Annotated in this window: 18 protein-coding genes, 1 tRNA gene and 1 pseudogene; 9 read left to right on the top strand and 11 right to left on the bottom strand. The window is 59.1% G+C overall.

Features of this window, described 5'->3' with window-relative positions:
* Nucleotides 1-6 precede the first annotated feature (6 nt).
* The 3 genes from imuA to QMX98_RS15860 are packed head-to-tail and all read right to left on the bottom strand — an operon-like array spanning nt 7 to nt 2,197.
* The gene (gene imuA / locus QMX98_RS15870; RefSeq protein WP_010461005.1) at nt 7-624 is read right to left on the bottom strand and encodes a translesion DNA synthesis-associated protein ImuA; all 618 of its coding nucleotides are present in this window, start codon (nt 622-624) and stop codon (nt 7-9) included.
* Nucleotides 624-1,241 (bottom strand): transcriptional repressor LexA, encoded by a 618-nt coding sequence (gene lexA / locus QMX98_RS15865; RefSeq protein WP_282411044.1) that lies wholly within the window; start codon nt 1,239-1,241, stop codon nt 624-626. The genes imuA and lexA overlap by 1 nt, the downstream gene beginning before the upstream one ends.
* A gap of 38 nt (nt 1,242-1,279) precedes the next feature.
* Nucleotides 1,280-2,197: a LysR family transcriptional regulator gene (locus QMX98_RS15860; RefSeq protein WP_010461008.1), complete on the bottom strand. Its 918-nt coding sequence runs from the start codon at nt 2,195-2,197 to the stop codon at nt 1,280-1,282.
* Nucleotides 2,198-2,300: 103 nt separating this feature from the next.
* On the opposite strand from QMX98_RS15860, the gene QMX98_RS15855 reads away from it, so the two are divergent.
* Nucleotides 2,301-4,043, top strand: coding sequence for an amidohydrolase (locus QMX98_RS15855; RefSeq protein WP_282411043.1), 1,743 nt, complete (start codon nt 2,301-2,303; stop codon nt 4,041-4,043).
* 110 nt (nt 4,044-4,153) lie between these two features.
* Nucleotides 4,154-4,891 (top strand): TorF family putative porin, encoded by a 738-nt coding sequence (locus tag QMX98_RS15850; RefSeq protein ID WP_282411042.1) that lies wholly within the window; start codon nt 4,154-4,156, stop codon nt 4,889-4,891.
* 30 nt (nt 4,892-4,921) lie between these two features.
* Here QMX98_RS15850 and QMX98_RS15845 read toward each other — a convergent pair whose 3' ends face one another.
* The gene (locus tag QMX98_RS15845; protein WP_282411041.1) at nt 4,922-5,890 is read right to left on the bottom strand and encodes a Gfo/Idh/MocA family oxidoreductase; all 969 of its coding nucleotides are present in this window, start codon (nt 5,888-5,890) and stop codon (nt 4,922-4,924) included.
* 15 nt (nt 5,891-5,905) lie between these two features.
* Complete coding sequence (locus QMX98_RS15840; protein WP_282411040.1) at nt 5,906-6,793, bottom strand: Dyp-type peroxidase; 888 nt, start codon at nt 6,791-6,793, stop codon at nt 5,906-5,908.
* 400 nt (nt 6,794-7,193) lie between these two features.
* Between QMX98_RS15840 and QMX98_RS15835 the strand changes: the two genes are divergently transcribed.
* Nucleotides 7,194-8,819 carry an NADP-dependent glyceraldehyde-3-phosphate dehydrogenase gene (locus QMX98_RS15835; RefSeq protein WP_010461018.1) on the top strand — a complete coding sequence of 542 codons (1,626 nt, stop codon included), beginning with the start codon at nt 7,194-7,196 and terminating at the stop codon, nt 8,817-8,819.
* A gap of 68 nt (nt 8,820-8,887) precedes the next feature.
* Nucleotides 8,888-9,907 carry an FUSC family protein gene (locus QMX98_RS15830; protein ID WP_177346256.1) on the top strand — a complete coding sequence of 340 codons (1,020 nt, stop codon included), beginning with the start codon at nt 8,888-8,890 and terminating at the stop codon, nt 9,905-9,907.
* Nucleotides 9,908-9,915: 8 nt separating this feature from the next.
* On the opposite strand, the gene QMX98_RS15825 is transcribed toward QMX98_RS15830, so the two are convergent.
* The gene (locus QMX98_RS15825; RefSeq protein ID WP_282411039.1) at nt 9,916-10,809 is read right to left on the bottom strand and encodes a DMT family transporter; all 894 of its coding nucleotides are present in this window, start codon (nt 10,807-10,809) and stop codon (nt 9,916-9,918) included.
* Between the two features lie 135 nt (nt 10,810-10,944).
* Between QMX98_RS15825 and QMX98_RS15820 the strand changes: the two genes are divergently transcribed.
* On the top strand, nt 10,945-11,382 hold the full coding sequence (locus QMX98_RS15820; protein WP_008155029.1) for an Lrp/AsnC family transcriptional regulator: 438 nt from the start codon (nt 10,945-10,947) through the stop codon (nt 11,380-11,382).
* A gap of 57 nt (nt 11,383-11,439) precedes the next feature.
* On the top strand, nt 11,440-11,769 hold the full coding sequence (locus QMX98_RS15815) for a YceK/YidQ family lipoprotein (protein WP_010461025.1): 330 nt from the start codon (nt 11,440-11,442) through the stop codon (nt 11,767-11,769).
* Between the two features lie 59 nt (nt 11,770-11,828).
* Here QMX98_RS15815 and QMX98_RS15810 read toward each other — a convergent pair whose 3' ends face one another.
* Nucleotides 11,829-12,500, bottom strand: a complete 672-nt coding sequence (locus tag QMX98_RS15810) for a Bax inhibitor-1/YccA family protein (protein ID WP_010461027.1) — start codon at nt 12,498-12,500, stop codon at nt 11,829-11,831.
* Between the two features lie 123 nt (nt 12,501-12,623).
* On the opposite strand from QMX98_RS15810, the gene QMX98_RS15805 reads away from it, so the two are divergent.
* The 3 genes from QMX98_RS15805 (at nt 12,624) to QMX98_RS15795 (ending at nt 15,227) form a co-directional block, all read left to right on the top strand.
* A tRNA-Ser gene (locus QMX98_RS15805) sits at nt 12,624-12,711 on the top strand.
* A gap of 206 nt (nt 12,712-12,917) precedes the next feature.
* Nucleotides 12,918-13,127, top strand: a complete 210-nt coding sequence (locus QMX98_RS15800; protein ID WP_282411038.1) for a hypothetical protein — start codon at nt 12,918-12,920, stop codon at nt 13,125-13,127.
* Nucleotides 13,128-13,331: 204 nt separating this feature from the next.
* Nucleotides 13,332-15,227, top strand: a complete 1,896-nt coding sequence (locus tag QMX98_RS15795; RefSeq protein WP_282411037.1) for a DUF6077 domain-containing protein — start codon at nt 13,332-13,334, stop codon at nt 15,225-15,227.
* Between the two features lie 517 nt (nt 15,228-15,744).
* On the opposite strand, the gene QMX98_RS15790 is transcribed toward QMX98_RS15795, so the two are convergent.
* From QMX98_RS15790 to QMX98_RS15775, 4 genes and pseudogenes are all read right to left on the bottom strand, one after another.
* A complete protein-coding gene (locus tag QMX98_RS15790; RefSeq protein WP_282411036.1) occupies nt 15,745-16,257 on the bottom strand; it encodes a DUF2514 family protein in 513 nt (170 codons plus the stop codon).
* Entirely contained in the window at nt 16,254-16,700 is a 447-nt protein-coding gene (locus tag QMX98_RS15785; protein ID WP_282411035.1) for a glycoside hydrolase family 19 protein, read from the bottom strand. The genes QMX98_RS15790 and QMX98_RS15785 overlap by 4 nt, the downstream gene beginning before the upstream one ends.
* A gap of 248 nt (nt 16,701-16,948) precedes the next feature.
* Nucleotides 16,949-17,383: a hypothetical protein gene (locus QMX98_RS15780; protein ID WP_282411034.1), complete on the bottom strand. Its 435-nt coding sequence runs from the start codon at nt 17,381-17,383 to the stop codon at nt 16,949-16,951.
* A gap of 81 nt (nt 17,384-17,464) precedes the next feature.
* Nucleotides 17,465-18,409: pseudogene (locus tag QMX98_RS15775) on the bottom strand (IS66 family transposase); the annotation flags it as partial.
* Nucleotides 18,410-18,585: the final 176 nt, after the last annotated feature.

Below are 18,585 nucleotides of genomic sequence, written 5' to 3'. Positions count from 1 at the left end.
GCAACCTCAATGCCCCACGGGAAAGGCAATCGGCGCCGAACGCGCCAACCCGCCCCGGCACTTGAGCACACGCAACTGTGCAGGCCGGGCATCGATGGCGATGCGCAGCGCCGCAGGCGAAGGGTTGATGGCTTCGTTGATCGAGCGATAGGCGAACGCCAGGGTCGAGCCGGTTTCGGCCGCCACCTGCAAGCGTCGCAGCGCCCGGTCATCGGCCTTGTGCGGCCAGCACAGCACCGCGCCGCAACTGCCCGAACGCAGGCATTGTTCCGCTGCCCACAGCGCATCGCGCTCGCTGGCCTGGATGATCGACAACTGGCGCAGATCGACCCCGGCGTTCTGCCAGGCCTGGGGATACGGCACGTAAGGCGGCGCCACCAGCACAATGCGCTCGCCCGCCGCCGACAGCCGCGCCAGGGCCGGCCACACCAGTTGCAACTCGCCAACGCCCTGCCCGGCCAGGAGGATTTCGGTCAGCGCCGCCTCCGGCCAGCCGCCGGTGGGCAACGCCGCGTCCAGCGCGGCATGCCCGGTCGGTTGCGGGCTGACAGATGGTGGCGCAGGCCGGCCCTTCCAGACCTGGCCGCCATTGAACAGCGTATCCAACGCAACGACGGCGCCCATCACCCTTGCCTCACCAGACCGCAGAACACGCCTTCGATGGCCAGGTCCTGATTGGCCTCGACGATGATCGGCTTATAGGCCGGGTTGCGTGGCAACAACCGGACAACATCGCCGACCCGCTCGAAACGCTTGATGGTGACTTCGCCGTCGAGCCGCGCCACGACGATCTGGCCGTTGAGCGCTTCGGGATTGCGGTGTACGCCCACCAGGTCGCCGTCGAGAATACCGTCCTCGATCATCGAGTCGCCCTGGACCCGCAGCATGTAGTCCGGCGCTCGCGAGAAGATCGACGGGTCGAGCAGCAAGCGGCTGTGCACTTCGGCATCGGCACCGATCGGCGCACCCGCCGCGACCCGCCCGAGTACCGGGATGTCCAGCAATTCGGGCCGCGCCGGTTGCCCGAGCAAACGAATGCCCCGGGCCTGATGCGGGTTGACCTCGATAAAACCGGCCTCGGTCAGCGCCAGCACATGCTTGCGCGCCACGCTGCGGGAGGCGAAACCAAATGCCTCGCTGATTTCAGCGAGGCTCGGGGATTGACCGTGCTCCGCGATTCGATCACGGATAAAGGTCAGGATGGCGGTACGGCGGGGAGTTAAAGTCGTCATGGAGTACATTTGTACTCTTTCGGCATTTTCCTGGCAAGGACCGCCAGTCAGCTCAAGCCACGCGACGCCAGAAACCCTGCGATGTAATCGATGAAGGCCAGCACTTTGGCGGTTGCCCGCCGATGACTGGGGTACACCGCCAGGATGTAGGAGCCAAAACTGTCGGGATCGATGTCGTAATCGGCCATTACCCGCACCAGCCGCCCATCGGCGATGTACGCCGCGGCACTCCACAACGGCGTGTGCAGCAAACCGCGTCCGGCCAGTGCGTTGGCCAGCAGCAGGTCGTAGTTGTCACTGCGCAATCGTGGTGATTGCGGTTGCGCCAGGCTCAATCGTTGCCCGTCGCGCTCGGCCCACCAGAATTCGCGGCTGAGCAGCGGATGACGGTAGAGCAGCCATTCGTGGTCATCGAGGGTGTCCGGCGTGACCGGCAACCCCTTGCGCGCCAGATATTCAGGGCTGGCGCATAACGCCAGTCGATTGCTGCCGACGACGCGAGCAATCAACCCCGGCAAATCGTCATGCCCCTCGCGCAACGCCAGGTCGTAGCCGCTTTCCAACAGGTTGACGAACTCATCGCACAGGTCCACTTGCAGGTTGATCTGCGGGTATTGCTCCAGAAAGCCGCCGCACACCTGATCGAGAAAAGCCTGCCCATACGCCAGCGGAGCGGTGATTTTCAGGTTGCCGCGCAGGCCATGCTGCAACTGCTCGATTTCCTCGCCGGCCTCCTCCAGCCGCTGCAACACCTGGCGCGCGGTTTCCAGATAAAGACGACCCGATTCGGTCAGCAAAATCCGTCGGGTGCTGCGTTCGAACAAGCGGGCGCCGAGCTCCGCTTCGAGGTGATTGACCGCTTTGGTCAAGGCCGACGGGGTCTTGCCCAGTTGCTCGGCGGCGCGGCTGAAACTGCCGAGTTGCGCCGTGACCACGAACATTTTCAATGCGCCCAACTTGTCCATTCTTTTTCCATTCAGGCAAAAACGTTTTTCGTGAGCGAGGCGTTCTGCTGGCCGTGACAAGCCACTAATCTGGCCATCAGACGCAATAACAAGGAAACATTCAATGAAAAGATTCATTCCGAATCTATTGATGGCCGCCGTCAGTTTTGCCTCGATGGAAGCCATGGCAGCGGCCGATCTGGTGCTGTTCAATGGCAAGATTTTCACCGCCGACCGCGCGCAACCGAAGGTGCAGGCGTTGGCGGTGCAGGACGGCAAAGTGCTGCAAGTGGGCAGCGATGCGCAGATCAAGGCCCTGATCGCGTCGGGCACCAAAGTCGTCGACCTCGGCGGAAAAGCCCTGATGCCCGGCCTGATCGACAGTCATTCCCACGCCATATTCGGCGGTCTGGAAATGACCTCGGCCAATATGGAAGACGAGGTGGTCGACCTCGACGAACTGGAAAAACGCCTGAAAGCCTGGCGCGATGACGGCAAGGCCAGGCATGGTGATGTGCTGGGCGTAGCTGGCATGAGTTCGGCTTATTGGGCCCAGGCCGAAGCTTTTGGCCAGAAATTCAACGCTGGCGAGTGGGCCAAGGTTCCCGTGGTGTTCACCGGCAGCGATCACCACACCGCGTGGGCCAACAATGTGATGCTCGAACGCGCCGGGATTGATGCGGCGCTGCTCAAGTCATTGCCGGACGCCGAGAAAGACACGATCGGCAAACTCGCCGATGGCAGCCCCAACGGTTTTCTGGTGGACGCCGGCTGGGATCGCGTCGCCTCGAAGATGCCGGTGCCGAGCCCCGCCGACATGTTGAAAGCCGCGCAATCCGCCGTGCGCTACAACAACAGCCTGGGCATCACCGCGTGGATGGACCCCGCCGCCAACGCCGCACCCGGCGAACCCGTGTTCGCGCTCAAGCCCACGGAGAACACCGTCGGCGTGCTGCCGGTGTACAAAGCGCTGGCCGAAAGCGGCGGCATGAGCGCCCACGTCGCCGCACTGCTGGTGGCCAATCCGAAAAGCGTGCCGGCCGATCTCGACACCCTGGACAAGGTCCGCCAGCAATTCCAGGGCATCCCGAACCTGACCTTGCCCGGGGTCAAGATCTTCGCCGACGGCGTGATCGAATACCCGGCGCAGAGCGCGGCGATGATCGATCCGTACAGCAACTCGCACAAACAAGGTGAACTGCTGATCGATCCGAAGCACTTTGGCGAATTGGTCAGTGCCATCGATCAGCGCGGCTGGCTGGTGCACATCCATGCCATCGGCGACCGCGCAGTGCGTGAATCGCTGAACGGCATCGCCCAGGCGCGCAAGGACCGCCAGAGCGGCGTGACCCACTCGATCACCCACCTGCAAATGGTCAACCCGAAAGAATTCGCGCGGTTCAAACCGCTCAACGTCATCGCCTCGATGCAACTGCTGTGGGCCAGCGCCGACGAGTACACCCTGGACATGATCAAGCCGTATGTCAGTGCGCTGGCTTTCCGTTACCAATACCCGGCGCACTCCTTGCTCAAACAGGGCGCGACCATCGCCGGCGCCAGTGACTGGGCGGTGTCTTCTCCCAATCCATGGAACGCCATGGCCCAGGCCATCTCCCGAGAAGGCCCGCTGGGCGTGCTGAACGCCGATGAGCGCATCGATCGCGAAACGATGTTGTATGCCTACACCCTGAACGCTGCGCGCACCATCGGCCTGGAGAAGCAGATCGGTTCGTTGAGCCCCGGCAAGCAAGCCGACTTCATCGTGCTGGACCGCGACGTGTTCAGTGTCGACAACAAAGCCCTGCATGACACCCAGGTGCTGCAAACCTGGTTCGCCGGTCGCGAAGTCTACGCACCGACACTCTAAGAAAAATCATCTGAAACCATTGCCCGCCGCCCCGCGTTTGTCGCCGGGGTTCGGCGCAGCCTTGCCGTAAAAAATCTGCCCATAACAATCACAATAACGGGACGCACCCTATGAAAGCTTTCACTCTGTTCGCCCTCGGTTCCTTGAGCCTTCTTCCCTTGAGCAGTCAGGCGCTGCCCTTGAATGACGATTTCGCCCTACTGGTCGACCTGACCCTGGCCAGCGACTACCGCACCCGTGGCATTTCGCAAACCCAGAATGATCCTGCAGTGCAGGCCGGTTTGACCCTGGCCCACAGCAGCGGCCTGTACCTCGGCGCATGGAGTTCAAACGTCGATTTCGGCGGCGGTCTGAAGACCCGACAGGAAGTCGATTACTACGCCGGTTGGCTCTGGCAAGCGACCGATACGATCAGCCTGGACCTTGGCTATCTCAAATACGCTTACCCCAGGGAAAGTCAGTTTAACCAGGGTGAGACCTACGCAATCCTCAGCGCTTATGGCGTGAAGCTGGCGGCCTACTACTCCGCGGATGCGCCAGGCATCGACAGCAAGCAGAGCTCGCTGTACAGCTACGTGGGCTACGAAACCGAGTTGCCTTACGACACCGGTCTGAAACTGCGATACGGCAACATGGATTTCAAGGACCCGCACCTTTACTCGATGTCAGGCCGGGCCGAAGACTCGTACCGCGAATGGGAGGTCAAACTGTCCCACGAACTGGCCGGTGTGATGCTGGGTTTGAGTTACATCGATACTGACCTGTCGAAAAGCCAGTGCGTCAGTAATTGGGGTTATGGAGACGTCTGCACCGCAACCGTAGTAGCAAGCCTGAGCAAATCCTTCTGACCCCCACAGGATTGCATTGAAGCTTAAATTTCAGGTGCGCTTGAGGATCTGGTCCATCACCCAGTCGGTTTTCAGCGCGTGTTCGGCCATCGCCGGATGCTGCGCTTCGCCCCGGATATGCGCATTCATGCCCAGCACGTGATGCCACTGGATGTGCTCGTGATGCTCGATGTGCAGGCTGAGATTTTCATCCGCCTCAAGTCGCACCGGGTGCTCATCGAACACCGAAAAACTGATCCGGCCCTGGCTGCCGATCAGTTCTACCTGATCTTCGCGGCGGTCGGCGACGAAATTCCAGCAGCCCATGCCCAGGGCCCCCGAAGCAAACCGCCAACTGGCGCTGACGGCGTCTTCGGCGGCATACAAACCGGCTTGCCGCGCGGTAAAACCGGCGACTTCGACGATATCCCCGAGCAAATACTGAAACAGATCGAAGCCATGACTGGCCAGGTCGGCGAAGTAGCCGCCGCCGGCAATCAGCGGGTCGGTGCGCCAATTGTCGGCGCCACCCAGATCGTTCGGTGAAGGCGCCTTGGTCAGCGTCCAGGACAGATGCCGCACCTCGCCGATCCGCCCTTCCTCCAACCACTGCCGCACTTGTTGAAAGCGCGGCAGCGAACGTCGGTAATAGGAAACGAACAGGTGCAGTCCGGCGTCGGCAAAGACCTTTTGCATCTCGCGGCTTTGCCCGGCATTCAGCGACATCGGTTTTTCGACGCAGCAATGTTTGCCGGCTGCGGCGACCTGCAAGCTATAGGCGTGGTGACTGTCGGGTGGCGTGGCGATGTACACCGCGTCCACCTCAGGATCATTGATCAGCGCTTGCGCATCGGTGTAAACCCGGGCGATGCCGTGACGTGCGGCGTAGTCGGTCACCGCGTCCAGCCGCCGCCCCATCACCGCCACCAGTGCCGAACCGGGGGCCTTGTAAAAGGCCGGCCCGCTCTTGCGTTCAGCGACACTGCCACAACCGATCATGCCCCAGCGCACTACGTCCATGTTCTCTCCTTATCCTTAGCCGATGCGCAAGGCGCGCAGGTCCAGGTGACCGTCCTTGAGCGGCGGGCACCAGTAGTAGCCGCCGGTGATCGGGCGGCTGATGCGATACAAACCGTCGGTAATGCCGTCTTCCAGTCCGCTCATGCGCCGCAGTTGGGCTTCGAAGGCGTCGAGGGAAAAACCGAACGCCAGAAACATCAGGCCGGCGCGGTCCCCTTCGATCCACGGCATCGAGCGACGGACCACGAACGCCTCAGGGGCGAAGCTTTCCTGGGCGGTGCGTTTGACGTGGGCGGAAATCGGCGCGTCATCGAGTTCTTCGTTATCGCTCAAGCGACGGCCCATGATGTTGTCTTTTTCCTGGGGCGGCATCGCGTGAAAGCCTTTCAGATCATGCTGCCACTGCTGGATCGCGGCGAAGCTGCCACCGACCAGTCCTTCCGCGCCCTCGCCCAACAGCGCGGCGGCCACGGCGGCTTCGTCGTGCGGGTTCTCGGTGCCGTCTTCGTAGCCGGTCAGATCGTGGCCGGTCATGTGGCGGAAGGTTTCGTTCATCTGCACCAGGCGCAGGGCCGGTGCCAGCGCGGCTTCGATGGCGTTGCTGCGATTGAGCAGTTCACCGCGGTCGACGCCGTGTAGCCAGCACCAGAGCGCGTGTTGGGTCGACGGGTTGTCGACGCCAACGCCGGTCAGCGCCGGAAACGGTCGCAGGCCATCGACCTGTGCGTGCAGCGCCTTGACCAGGGATTCACCGAAGCCGACCACCGCCGATTTTCCGTCCGCCAGTTGCATCAAGTTGTCGAGTGCGGCCGGCAATGCTTCGGCGGATTCGAGGGCGAAGAACATATGGCGGGCTTGAGGCGGAACGGGGGTGGCGAGAATGCCCGGCTGGTAGTAACTCATATGAACTCCTTGAAAAAGAGCACGGAGTTTAACCGGAGCACGAGGGTTTGTGTGGCTTTGCCATCCTTCCCCACACGACGAAATCGCGCTGGGCTCTGATTGCGAAACGCACTGGGGCTTATCGTTAACACCGCCGAGCAGCGCCGGCAAGACGCCGCCCATCAACGCCAAACAAAGGCTAGGCTTTTCAGAGACTCGAATGGCCCACATGGTCGTCCTCTCGTTTGCCCCCCCTCTGGGGGCCAACCAGAGGGGCATCTGGGACCAGGACCGACGGTGCCGGCCATCCCACGATCGAAAACCCTGAACCGCCGAACGATGAGATGAGTCATGACAAGCGAGGCCGAGGTCTGCTAAAACGATTCATCAGTTCATCACCCAATCCAGACGGGGTAGCGACATGACCACAGCACATATCCTTGGCAACCTGTTTCCCGACTCAAGCGACATCCCGGAAAAATACCGCCTCGACGGTCAGACCGAGCAGCGTGAATACCTGGTCGACGGCGAACTGAAAACCTGGTCCGGCCCCCTCGCCCAAGTCCGCAGCCCGGTGTACCTGACCGGCGAAAATGGCGATGAACAAGTGATCCTCGGCAGCACGCCGCTGCTCGATGCGGAAACCGCATTGACCGCGCTCGACGCCGCCGTCCGCGCCTATGACCGGGGCCAGGGTTTGTGGCCGACCATGCGCGTGGCTGAACGCATCCAGCACGTCGAAACGTTTCTGGGCCGCATGCGCGAACAGCGTGAGGCCGTGGTCAAGCTGCTGATGTGGGAGATCGGCAAGAACCTCAAGGACTCGGAAAAAGAGTTCGACCGCACCTGCGATTACATCGTCGACACCATCAATGCCCTCAAGGAACTCGACCGTCGCTCCAGCCGCTTCGAGCTGGAACAGGACACCCTGGGGCAGATTCGCCGCGTACCGATGGGCGTCGCCTTGTGCATGGGGCCTTACAACTACCCGCTGAACGAAACCTTCACCACGCTGATTCCGGCGCTGATCATGGGCAACACTGTGGTGTTCAAACCGGCCAAGCTGGGTGTGCTTTTGATTCGGCCGCTGCTGGAAGCCTTTCGCGACAGTTTCCCGGCCGGGGTGATCAATGTGATCTACGGCAGCGGCCGCGAGACCGTCAGCGCACTGATGGCCAGCGGCAAGATCGATATCTTTGCGTTTATCGGCACCAACAAAGCCGCCAGCGACCTGAAAAAACTCCACCCCAAACCTCACCGCTTGCGCGCGGCACTGGGTCTGGACGCGAAGAACCCGGGCATCGTGTTGCCGGAGGTTGATCTGGACAACGCCGTCAACGAAGCGGTGACCGGCTCACTGTCGTTCAACGGTCAGCGTTGCACCGCCCTGAAAATCCTTTTCGTCCATGAAGACGTGGTCGAGTCGTTCATCGAGAAATTCAACGCCAAACTGGCCACTCTGAAACCGGGTATGCCATGGGAAAGTGGTGTTGCGCTGACGCCGCTGCCGGAAGCGAGCAAGGTCGATTACCTGCACTCGCTGGTCGCGGATGCAGTCAGCAAAGGCGCCACCGTAGTCAATCCAAATGGCGGTGAAGCGCGCGCGTCGTTCTTCTACCCGGCGGTGCTGTTCCCGGTGACGCCGCAGATGCGCGTCTACCAGGAAGAACAATTCGGCCCGGTGGTGCCGATCGTGCCTTACCGGCATCTCGATACGGTGATCGACTACGTCCTGGAATCGGACTTCGGCCAGCAGTTGAGTATCTTCGGCACCAACCCGGTGGCGGTCGGTCGGCTGGTGGACACCTTTGCCAATCAGGTCGGCCGGATCAACCTCAACGCCCAGTGCCAGCGCGGCCCGGACACCTACCCGTTCAACGGCCGCAAGAACTCCGCCGAAGGCACATTGTCGGTGCATGATGCGCTGCGGGTATTTTCGATCAGGACGCTGGTCGCGACCAAGTTCCAGGAAACCAACAAGGAACTCATCAGCGAGATCATCAGCGGACGCAGTTCGAGCTTCCTGACCACCGATTACATCTTCTGAGGACACCGAGCCTGAACACGTTCAGAGCCCATCGACTGCCACCGCTGCTGCGCCGGTTACTGCGTCCGTTGCTGGACCCGTATCGGCGCTATCGCTACGCCAAGCTGATCCACGCGGTCCGCGTGTCGCTCGGCTTGTTGGCATCGATCATGCTGACCACCGGCATCAACCTGCCCCACGGTGAGTGGGCGTCGGTAACGATGCTGGTGGTGATCGGCGGTTTGCAGCACCACGGCAACATCGGCAAAAAAGCCGCCGAGCGCGCCATCGGTACGTTGATCGGCGCCGCTATCGGCCTGCTGCTGGTGGCGCAACAGGCCTGGCTCGGGATGCCTTGGCTGACCTATTTTGTGATGTCGGCGGTGTGCGGGTTTTTCTCGTATCACGCCATCGGCAAGGGCGGTTACACCGCGCTGCTGGCGGGGATCACGGTGTTTATTGTCGCCGGGCATGGCGACAACCTAATCTCCGACGGACTGTGGCGCGCAGTGGACATTCTGATTGGCGTGGCCCTGGCCCTGGCCTTTTCTTTCGCCCTGCCGTCGTATGCGGTTTTTTCCTGGCGCTATAACCTGGCCAGCTCGCTGCGCGATTGTGCGACGATTTATGGACGCATCATTGATGGTCAGTCCGTCTCCGATGACGAACACCTGAAGCTGATGAATCGCCTGAACGCGTCGATGGTGCAATTGCGTTCGCTGATGCCGTCGGTGTCCAAGGAAGTGAAGATTTCCATGACCGAACTCGATGCGATTCAGCGTCATTTGCGAATGTGCGTCAGCACCTTGGAAATCCTTGGTAACACCCGGCCGGACTCCAAGGATCGCGACGCCATGGCGCATCTGCAATCGAGTTTCAAAGCCGAACACCGGCAGATTCGCGTGCAGCTGATCGGCATGGCCCGGGCGCTGAAAACCGGCGCATCGCAGCGACTCAGTCGCCCCATCGATTTGCCGGTTGATTCAAGTCTTGAAACACCGGTCTACAACCCGCTGGACGGCCATCAATTATTGATACGCCAGTTCGCTTCGAACATCGGCGAGATGCGCCAACGACTGGCGAAGACCGCGCCGCGCTGGAACATCTGACGCCCGTTTTATTGTGTGACCGCCCGACGAGACTTCAAGCCCCAGCCCTGCTGCATGCCTGCGGCAGCCAGCAGAATCGCGGCAACACCGACCCACTGCAGCGGTTCGAGGCGATGACCGAAGGCAAACCAGTCAACGAAAATCGCCGCAATCGGGTAAATGAAAGACAACGCCCCGGTCAATGCCGTCGGCAGTTTTTGAATCGCGCCGTACAGCAGCACATACATCACGCCGGTGTGGACGATGCCCAGCGTCACCAGGCTGGCCCAGGCGCTGGGTGCTTGCGGCAACGCTGAAAAGTGCGCAAATGGCGCGAGCAGCAGCACCCCGGTGCTGACCTGGATCAGGGCAATCAAATGCGGTGGCGTGCCGGTCAGGTGTTTGATAATCAGGGCTGCAATCGCATACAGAAACGCCGCCCCCAAGGCCAGACCGATGCCCATCAGGTAATCGTTGCCACCTGCGCCCTGCTCGCCATGAGCGCTGACAATGGCCAGCATCCCGAGAAACGAAATGCCCAGCCAGAACAGTTTTTGCAGGGTGATCTTCTCGCCCAGAAACAACGCCGCCAACCCGACCAGCATGAACGGTTGAACGTTATAAACCGCCGTGCCGATGGCAATTGAGGCACGGGAATAAGAGGCGAATAACAACACCCAGTTGCCGACAATCGCGACCCCGCTGAGCACTGCCAGCAGGAAGATGGTGCGGGTCAGAATGCCCGGACGCAGGAAGCCGAATGCCGCGCAGATCAACAACAGCGTGCCGGCGCCGAACACGCACCGCCAGAACACCACGTCCAGCACGGGCTGCCCGGACACCAGCACGAACCAACCGATGGTCCCGGAAATCAGCATGGCGGTGGTCATTTCGAATGAACCGCGACGTATGTTTTTGTCCATCATCAGACTCCTGTGATTGAGGCCAAATTATGCCAATCCGTCCAAGGGCATCTCCAGCGCAAAAAGCAGGCTAAACTCGGTTTTTGCCTTTTTTATCAAGGCGTATTCAGTCAACGGCCTAACAGGGGATTTGCCATGACCGACGACATCGACCAAGTGCTCATCACCGCATTAATGGAAGATTCACGCCGCTCGCTCAAGGCGCTGGCGCAGATCAGCGGCCTGTCCTCGCCCAGCGTTGCCGAGCGTTTGCGGCGACTCGAAGAGCGTGGCGTGCTTAAAGGTTACACCGTCGAAATCGACCCCAAGTGCTTTGGTTATCAACTCCAGGCCATCGTGCGGATCCGCCCGTTACCGGGCCAGTTGCAGGAAGTCGAACGGCAGATTCAGGCCATCCCGGAATTCACCGAGTGCGACAAAGTCACCGGCGATGACTGCTTCATCGCCCGCTTGCATGTGCGCTCGATGGAGCAACTGGACACCCTGCTCGATCGCCTCAACACCCACGCGGAGACCAACACCGCCATCGTCAAGAAGACCCCGGTCAAACGCCGCTTGCCACCGATGGCGTGAGTGCGGTTTTGATTGGAAACGCGTAAATTGACCGCTTTCCGGCTAAGGATTGGCGGTATGAAAATTCAGGTGGTTTTACTCGCGACGTTGTTGCTCGCCGGCTGCGGCACGGTTCAAACAGTTGTGCGCGGGGATGAAGTGGCTTCGAAGAGTCTCAAGGAGTACAAAAGTTACTGCGGTGCCGTTCCCCGTATCTACAGCGGCGTGACTTACGATTTCTGCATGCTCTATGCTCCCCTGCAAAAAGGACGTGATGCACAGGTGCATGACAGTGCTCCGGCCATTGTCCTTATCGACGCAGTCATTTCCGGCGCCCTCGATACGTTGCTCCTGCCCTATACCATCTACCGCCAGCAGGCCGATGGCAGCATTATCATCACGGAATGAGCCCGAATTCCGGGCGATAAAAAACCCGCCTGAGCGGGTTTTTTACTTAGAGCCTGCGATTAATCATCGCGGCTCATGATGCCGAACAGCTGCAACAAGCTGACGAACAGGTTGTAGATCGATACATACAGGCTGATGGTCGCCATGATGTAGTTACGCTCGCCGCCGTGAATGATGGCGCTGGTCTGGAACAGAATGCAGACCGAGGAGAACAGCACGAAACCTGCGCTGATCGCCAGTTGCAAACCGCTGATCTGGAAGAAGAAGCTCGCCAGCGTCGCACCCAGCAGTACAAAGAAGCCTGCGGTGATGAAACCACCGAGGAAACTCATGTCCTTGCGGGTGATCAGCACGTAAGCCGACAGACCACCGAACACCAGCGCAGTCATCGCGAATGCCGAACTGACAACTTCAGCGCCGCCCTGCATGCCCAGGTAGCGGTTGAGGATCGGGCCAAGCAGAAAACCCATGAAACCGGTCAGGGCAAATGCCGACACCAGGCCCCAGGCCGAGTCACGGAGTTTGTTGGTGAGGAAGAAAAGCCCGTAGAAGCCGATCAGCACCACGAAAATATTCGGGTAGCCGACACGCATCTGCTGAGCAACGAACGCCATCACGCCGCTGAATGCGAGGGTGAGAGCGAGCAAGCCGTATGTGTTGCGCAGGACGCGGCTAACCTCTAGCTGCTCAACCTGCACGCTGTTATTAACTGCGTAATCCTGTTCGCGCATGGCGACACTCCTGTTGGTTTGAAACGTTCAGTCGCAAAGATCATAACAGACGCTCTGTAACAAGCCATGCAGAGAGTTTGACAGTGTGTTTCATTCAGGTATTATGGCGCCCGCAACGCAAACGGAGGTGTGGCCGAGTGGTTTAAGGCAACGGTCTTGAAAACCGTCGACTGTAACAGGTCCATGAGTTCGAATCCCATCGCCTCCGCCATCTTAAGTACGACAAAGCCCTGATTATTCAGGGCTTTGTCGTTTCTAGGGTTTGGGTGGCGGCTCTTCTTTATTGGAGGCGTTACAAAACTATTTGGTAACCGTTACAAAACTTTCCGGTTTTTGCCATCCTGCGGCGTCCTGCCGATCGTTAAACATCCTTCATGTAACGCGATGCTACGCTGTCCTCAAAACAGAGGATTTGCGATGCCCCATTCAGACCTGCTCCCTTCCCTGCTGTACAAGATCAACGAAAACCAACTCGCCCTGGAAGCGGCCATCCTTGAGCTTTCAAACTGGGTTGAGCATCACGGCGGCGGCGAAGCGGCCGACAACGCCCGAGGCGCCCTGGACGCGATCGACCGAAACGAAGAGTTCATCAAGATGACGCTTGCGGTGATGATGACACCGGAGTGACAGCAATCGGCTGAAGCTGACATTGGGATTCTTGCTCCTGGGCGTACTTCATAAGGGCATAGGAATTATCCGGCAACCTTATCTTAGGACTCCTTGATCCACGCCCTGCCTATAAATAGGAATTCGATGGGCGTCCCGTGGTAAATTACGTACGTAGTTTGCTCGAGCAGATAAATGACGAAGCTTTAACAATCATGTTGCGACATGATCCGTTTCGAATTGCCACAGGTCCGGATACAACGACTCGAAGGCCCCAAGATTATCGTGACTTTGCCCAAATTCCGTCCAACGAACCGCTTTAATCCTAGCCAGATAAACCGTACCGTTAATGCAGCCCGCCCGGAAAGAACTGCGGCTCTTGCAGTCGATTTGATGTTGACGTGGGCTGTCGTGGCGAGTGTCGCTTACTGGGCGGTGCTCCTTTTACGTCTCCCTGGAAAAGTTTGGTTCCCGGCATGCTTGGCTTTGGCCGTTGCAGCTTTGATTTCGCTAAGAATGGGAAAAATTGATTGGCGCATCTCTGGATATAGGCGTTGGAGCTTTTTGTTGCTCTCGCTTTGTTTGCTCTCGGCAACAGTCAGCACGTTCGCCAACCGGCCAGACAGCGACGATATGGCCTTTTCGCATCGCGCGATTGTGGCTTCGATCTCACTCGACCAGCCCTTCGCATTGGGCGACACAGCCCACGAGGTGGCTGGCCTTCCGCCGCTGACGCCGTTGCACGTCTTCACGTCCGTCGAAGTGACCACGGCTCTGATGGCACGTATCCTACAAATTCCTCAAATTTTGGCAGTTCATCAAGGCATCGGGACGCTCGTTAACTTCATGCTGCCACTAGTATATTTCCTGTTGCTGCGCTTCTGTAGAGTGCCTATGCCGGCAGCCTTATTAGGAACTCTGGTGGTCTTGATCGCTTTCTTGCTGAGCGGCAACAGCCATCGTGATTGGGGAAACTTCACGGTCTTACGAAGTTGGCAAGGTAAATGCGCTCTCATAGAACTAATGGTCCCTCTAGGGTTGCTGTTCGGCATGCGCTTTGTGCAGTTCGGGCGAAGCTCTGACTTTGTGCGCTTGCATGCCGTGAGCGTGGCTGGCATTGGCCTCAGTGGTACGGCACTATTCTTGATGCCATTCGTGATTGGGGTTGCGAGCGTGGGCGCTTGGCTCGCCCTTGGCATGTCACGAAACTCAGGCAAACGAATGCTCGCAGTAGCTTCCGTCTTGTTGTTGCCGGCGCTGGTGGCAATATTGCCGTGGATCGGCTTGCTCCCGAAGCTTGGAGACATCTCTTTCTATCAGACAGGCGGCTGGCCAATTGCTTATTTGGATAACCTAGCTCTGGTGTTCGACCGACCAAGCATTCTTTTGGATTCGGCTCTGCTAGCTACTGCGATCTTCCTGGGCCGAAGGAACCCGCAAACCCGAGGGCTCTTTGCCTATCTGCTGGTGTGTGTCCTTCTAATAACGTCGCCGGGGGTGCGCGATATTCTCATGCGTATTGTGACCCCGGGCGCCTATTGGCGTCTGGCGTACGCATTTGTGGTGCCGCTCTGGGCCGGGCTAGCGACCGCGGCCCTGTATCGATGGGCTACCATTCCAGGAAGCCGCCGTGTGTGTGCTGGAATCGTCGCCTGTATGCTGATTGCGGGCACAGTGTTGGCGAAGGTGCCAGCACTGAATCGCACGGTTGTCGCCGAGCCGGGCCTTAAGTTCCCACCGCAAGATCTAGCGGCAGCTCAGCAGATCGCGGCAAACACCGCGACGGGGGCTGTAATGCTAGCCGACTCTAGGATTGTGACCATTCTTGGGTTATTGCGCCCCGACATCAGATTTATTGTGACCCGTCCGGTCGAGACTGTGATGATCTTCTCCAACGCCGGTCGCAATGAAGAGGGAGCCTTGCGGGGGGCGGCTGGGATGGCCCTTGTAACTTGCGATTTCTCCAAACTCGGATCCGTTCGAGCGGCTGAGTTGTGGCGGGGCCTAACCGAAGTCGTCGCTGCCGTGCAATGTCCGTCGGAAGTGGTTCGTCATGGACTAGGCTTAACCAATGAATGGCATGAAGCGGTGTTTGGGAGTTACCGTCAATGGACTCGCTAAAACTCTATTCGCGTTGCCGTTCTTCTGATTTTTGGTTGCGTTGTAGCGCCGCGCCGAGTTCCCCGACGGTTTTGCGTTCGGCGGCCCGGAGCTCCTAACCTTGCGCTCCACAGGACGGCCTGTGTTCCGACGTTGAACGTCCGCTTTACCAAGGCCTGACTGGCCGGATTGGGTTGTTTGACGACGGAGCCAGCACAACGATTTTTTGTAATAGAGACCACTGCATAGCGCATGTTTGGTCAGCGCTAACTGCAAACCGATGGTTCTATTTAGATAATTTGAAAGTCTGCTTTTGGTCGTGGGCCGCCTTCCGCGAAGTGCAGTTCTGAGTCGATAACTGCCCCTCACCGGGTAGACGCGAGATTTAATTATGAGGGCATCACAGGGAGATAGGGGGTTTAGCCCGTATCCGGATGCCGCCAAACTTTCTAATCCCCACATGCCCCGTCCACCCTCGAAAGATTGGCCCAAGAATTGTCCCTGCCATCCCCTGCGTTCTGCCGACCAAACACAATCCCTATTTCGCAAGACCGACATAAGCCTGCTCACAGGTCACTCCCCTAGCTCTGGCTTGGTCAGCAACTTCAGCCAGTTCTCCCGCTCGCTTGTCAGAGCGCTTGAACACGTCGGCAAGCACAGCGGCGGCGCGGGTAGCTGCCTTGCTTGCGGCGGCAGTGCAGGAATTGCCGCTGGCTTCACTGGCTGCGAGTCGAGCGGCAAGGTTGTCGGCTGCCCCGCGCAGGCTGTCAGCAGAAGAGCGAGCGGTAGCAGCATCAGCCGTCGCTTGATCGATGAAGCGTTGCCCATCTTGAATCGCCTTGTTGATTGATTGCTGGTAGGCCTGCTCCCGCTCCCGGGCGGCGGCCTCGTTTTCGGCCTGGGCCTGGGCGTCGCGGGTGTCTCGATCATTCCAGGCCGACTGCCACTCGGCGTCCTTCACCGATAGCCCGTGGAGATACGAGCCGAACAGCGCGCCGGCAACCAGAGCAACTGCTGCTATATAAGGAAGGATTCGTAGCAGCAGGCTCATGCCAGCACCGCCGTAGCCTTCTCCCACAGCTTTAGCCTGTCAGCCTGCCCGTTGAGCCCGCCATTGATTCGCCGGGTGATCTTTTCGAAGTCGCCGGCATCGGCCAGAGTGTTCAGCCCTTTGGTCGCCCAAAACCAGGCAGCAGACAGGCACGCGTACTGCGGCAGCTCCAGCAGCTCAGGCTGATTAATCAGATCGATGCCCAGGGCTTCGCCGCACGCGGCGTAATTCGCCCGGCCAGTGATCTGGATCAGGCCGCGACCGCAGTACTTCCGGCCATCGCCCGGCACGGTATTGCCCAGGTCTTCGCGCCCCTCGTATCCGCGCTGAGCAGCGGTCGGTCCCCAGATCTCACGCACGTAACGCAGCTGACCAGACTCATGGCCAATCTGCGCAATGAACGCGGCGGCGCGCTTGGCGCCGACGATCTGGTAATGCTGCATGGCGGTATTCAGGGCGGAAACAAAAACGCCCGCTTGGGCGCGGGCGTTCGGAAGGATCTGCAGCAACTGCTGCTGGGTAATCGTAAGCGTCCGCCCAACACGCCTTGCGTGATGATCAGCTTCCCTAGGGAAGCAAGAAGTCTACCTCGTAGATACCCCGTGCCGCGCGGATGGTCACAGGGGGTGTAACAGGCCTTACATAACTCAACTCCCATGCAAGCCAGTCATCTTCAAAATAACTTGCGTTTCTACAGAGAGTCGATCTGCGCTTGAAGTCGGATTGCCGACATTTCAAATGCTGTTTTTTCTAAGCTGACTGTTCCCAGAGGGTGTGGCGGGACAAGCCAAAATAGGTAGGTGATCCACTTCGAGTATGTTTCCCCAATTGCCGCGCGCAACTGGGGGTGCCTGCGCATTTCCTGATCCACGCTAGCGTTTCCTGACTCCATTTTGTCCTCAATGCATATTTTGGGGGCTTCAATGATTTTGGATTTGGAAAGCGCGACTTCGTAGCTGTTTGCTCCGTGCTTCTGCAATGCAGTATCAGCATTTGCTAGCGCTGTGGCCCCTATGATTTCGCATTCATATGCCCAGTTTTTTAGTGACGAAACAAACGTCGTCGTTTCTGAAGCGTAGGCCGGAGCAGACAAAGCGAGCAGCACGAGAGCGCTGAAAATTTTCAAGTGGATCCCTCCCTAAATAGAGCGCGAACTTTACCATTTGCGACGCATGGCGTAAGCGAACGGCGCCCCCACCTTGCGTGATTACGCCGGCTGCCACTTATGCGGCAGCAACTCGTCAATCTGACTCATCTTCTGCGTCGGCAGCCGCGCCAGCACGTCTTTCAAATAAGCATACGGATCGTGACCGTTGAGCCGTGCCGACTGGATCAAACTCATGATCGCCGCCGCACGTTTACCGCTACGTAACGAGCCAGCGAACAGCCAGTTCGAGCGCCCAAGAGCCCACGGCCGGATTTGATTCTCGCACCAGTTGTTATCGATGGGCACAGCACCGTCATTGAGATAGCGCGTCAGCGCTATCCAGCGTTTGATGCTGTAATCCAAGGCCTTGGCAATGGCCGAGCCCTCAGGCACAAGCTGCCGCTGGGAGATCATCCAGGTATGAAGTGCGTCGATGATCGGCGCTGCTTTTTCCTGCCGTATTCGCTGCCGGACACCCGATTCCAGCTCCCGTGTCTCTCGTTCAACTTCATACAAGGCCGCGATGTAGTGCAGCGCTTTTTCGGCGATCTGGCTCTTGTTGGTCGCGTGCAGGTCGAAGAACTTTCGGCGTGCATGGGCCATGCAGCCGATTTCTGTAACGCCCAGTTCAAAGCCTGCCTTGTAGCCAGCGAAGTCATCGCAGACAAGCTTCCCGTTCCAGTGGCCGAGGAAATTTCGAGCATGTTCGCCGGCACGGCTCGGGCTGAAGTCGTAAACGACCGCCGTCAGGTCGGAGAACTGACTGGTGGCATAGGCCCAAACGTAAGCGCGATGAGTTTTTTTCGCGCCAGGCGTCAGCATTTGTACCGGCGTCTCGTCGGCGTGAACGACGCCGTGCGTCAGCACGGCTTCGCGCAGCGCATCAACCAGCGGCTGTAATTGCACGCCGCAGTTGCCCACCCACTGCGCCAAGGTCGAACGGGCGATGGGCAGTCCCGCGCGGCCGAAGATTTTCTCTTGGCGATACAGCGGCAGATGGTCGGCTGTTGCCGCTGACCGAAAACTGACCCAGTAGAGGCTGTTCTGCCGACTGAAAACTGACCCAGGTGTTCAACTGCTTCTGCTCACTTTTTGAGCAGGAGAACACAGGGTGATCAGCATGGAAATGTTGGGGAAAATCCGGCGGATGTACTTCCGCGACAAGCTCTCGCTGCATCAGA

Source organism: Pseudomonas sp. PS02303, assembly GCF_029959925.1.
In the GTDB taxonomy this organism is placed as follows: domain Bacteria; phylum Pseudomonadota; class Gammaproteobacteria; order Pseudomonadales; family Pseudomonadaceae; genus Aquipseudomonas; species Aquipseudomonas mandelii.
This window is presented reverse-complemented; position numbering and strand designations above follow the sequence as displayed.

Bases quoted from the DNA above. Each gene is read 5' to 3' on its own strand.
- imuA (WP_010461005.1), bottom strand. From the start codon at position 624: ATGGGCGCCGTCGTTGCGTTGGATACGCTGTTCAATGGCGGCCAGGTC.
- lexA (WP_282411044.1), bottom strand. From the start codon at position 1,241: ATGTACTCCATGACGACTTTAACTCCCCGCCGTACCGCCATCCTGACC.
- QMX98_RS15860 (WP_010461008.1), bottom strand. From the start codon at position 2,197: ATGGACAAGTTGGGCGCATTGAAAATGTTCGTGGTCACGGCGCAACTC.
- QMX98_RS15855 (WP_282411043.1), top strand. From the start codon at position 2,301: ATGAAAAGATTCATTCCGAATCTATTGATGGCCGCCGTCAGTTTTGCC.
- QMX98_RS15850 (WP_282411042.1), top strand. From the start codon at position 4,154: ATGAAAGCTTTCACTCTGTTCGCCCTCGGTTCCTTGAGCCTTCTTCCC.
- QMX98_RS15845 (WP_282411041.1), bottom strand. From the start codon at position 5,890: ATGGACGTAGTGCGCTGGGGCATGATCGGTTGTGGCAGTGTCGCTGAA.
- QMX98_RS15840 (WP_282411040.1), bottom strand. From the start codon at position 6,793: ATGAGTTACTACCAGCCGGGCATTCTCGCCACCCCCGTTCCGCCTCAA.
- QMX98_RS15835 (WP_010461018.1), top strand. From the start codon at position 7,194: ATGACCACAGCACATATCCTTGGCAACCTGTTTCCCGACTCAAGCGAC.
- QMX98_RS15825 (WP_282411039.1), bottom strand. From the start codon at position 10,809: ATGGACAAAAACATACGTCGCGGTTCATTCGAAATGACCACCGCCATG.
- QMX98_RS15820 (WP_008155029.1), top strand. From the start codon at position 10,945: ATGACCGACGACATCGACCAAGTGCTCATCACCGCATTAATGGAAGAT.
- QMX98_RS15815 (WP_010461025.1), top strand. From the start codon at position 11,440: ATGAAAATTCAGGTGGTTTTACTCGCGACGTTGTTGCTCGCCGGCTGC.
- QMX98_RS15810 (WP_010461027.1), bottom strand. From the start codon at position 12,500: ATGCGCGAACAGGATTACGCAGTTAATAACAGCGTGCAGGTTGAGCAG.
- QMX98_RS15800 (WP_282411038.1), top strand. From the start codon at position 12,918: ATGCCCCATTCAGACCTGCTCCCTTCCCTGCTGTACAAGATCAACGAA.
- QMX98_RS15795 (WP_282411037.1), top strand. From the start codon at position 13,332: ATGATCCGTTTCGAATTGCCACAGGTCCGGATACAACGACTCGAAGGC.
- QMX98_RS15790 (WP_282411036.1), bottom strand. From the start codon at position 16,257: ATGAGCCTGCTGCTACGAATCCTTCCTTATATAGCAGCAGTTGCTCTG.
- QMX98_RS15785 (WP_282411035.1), bottom strand. From the start codon at position 16,700: ATGCAGCATTACCAGATCGTCGGCGCCAAGCGCGCCGCCGCGTTCATT.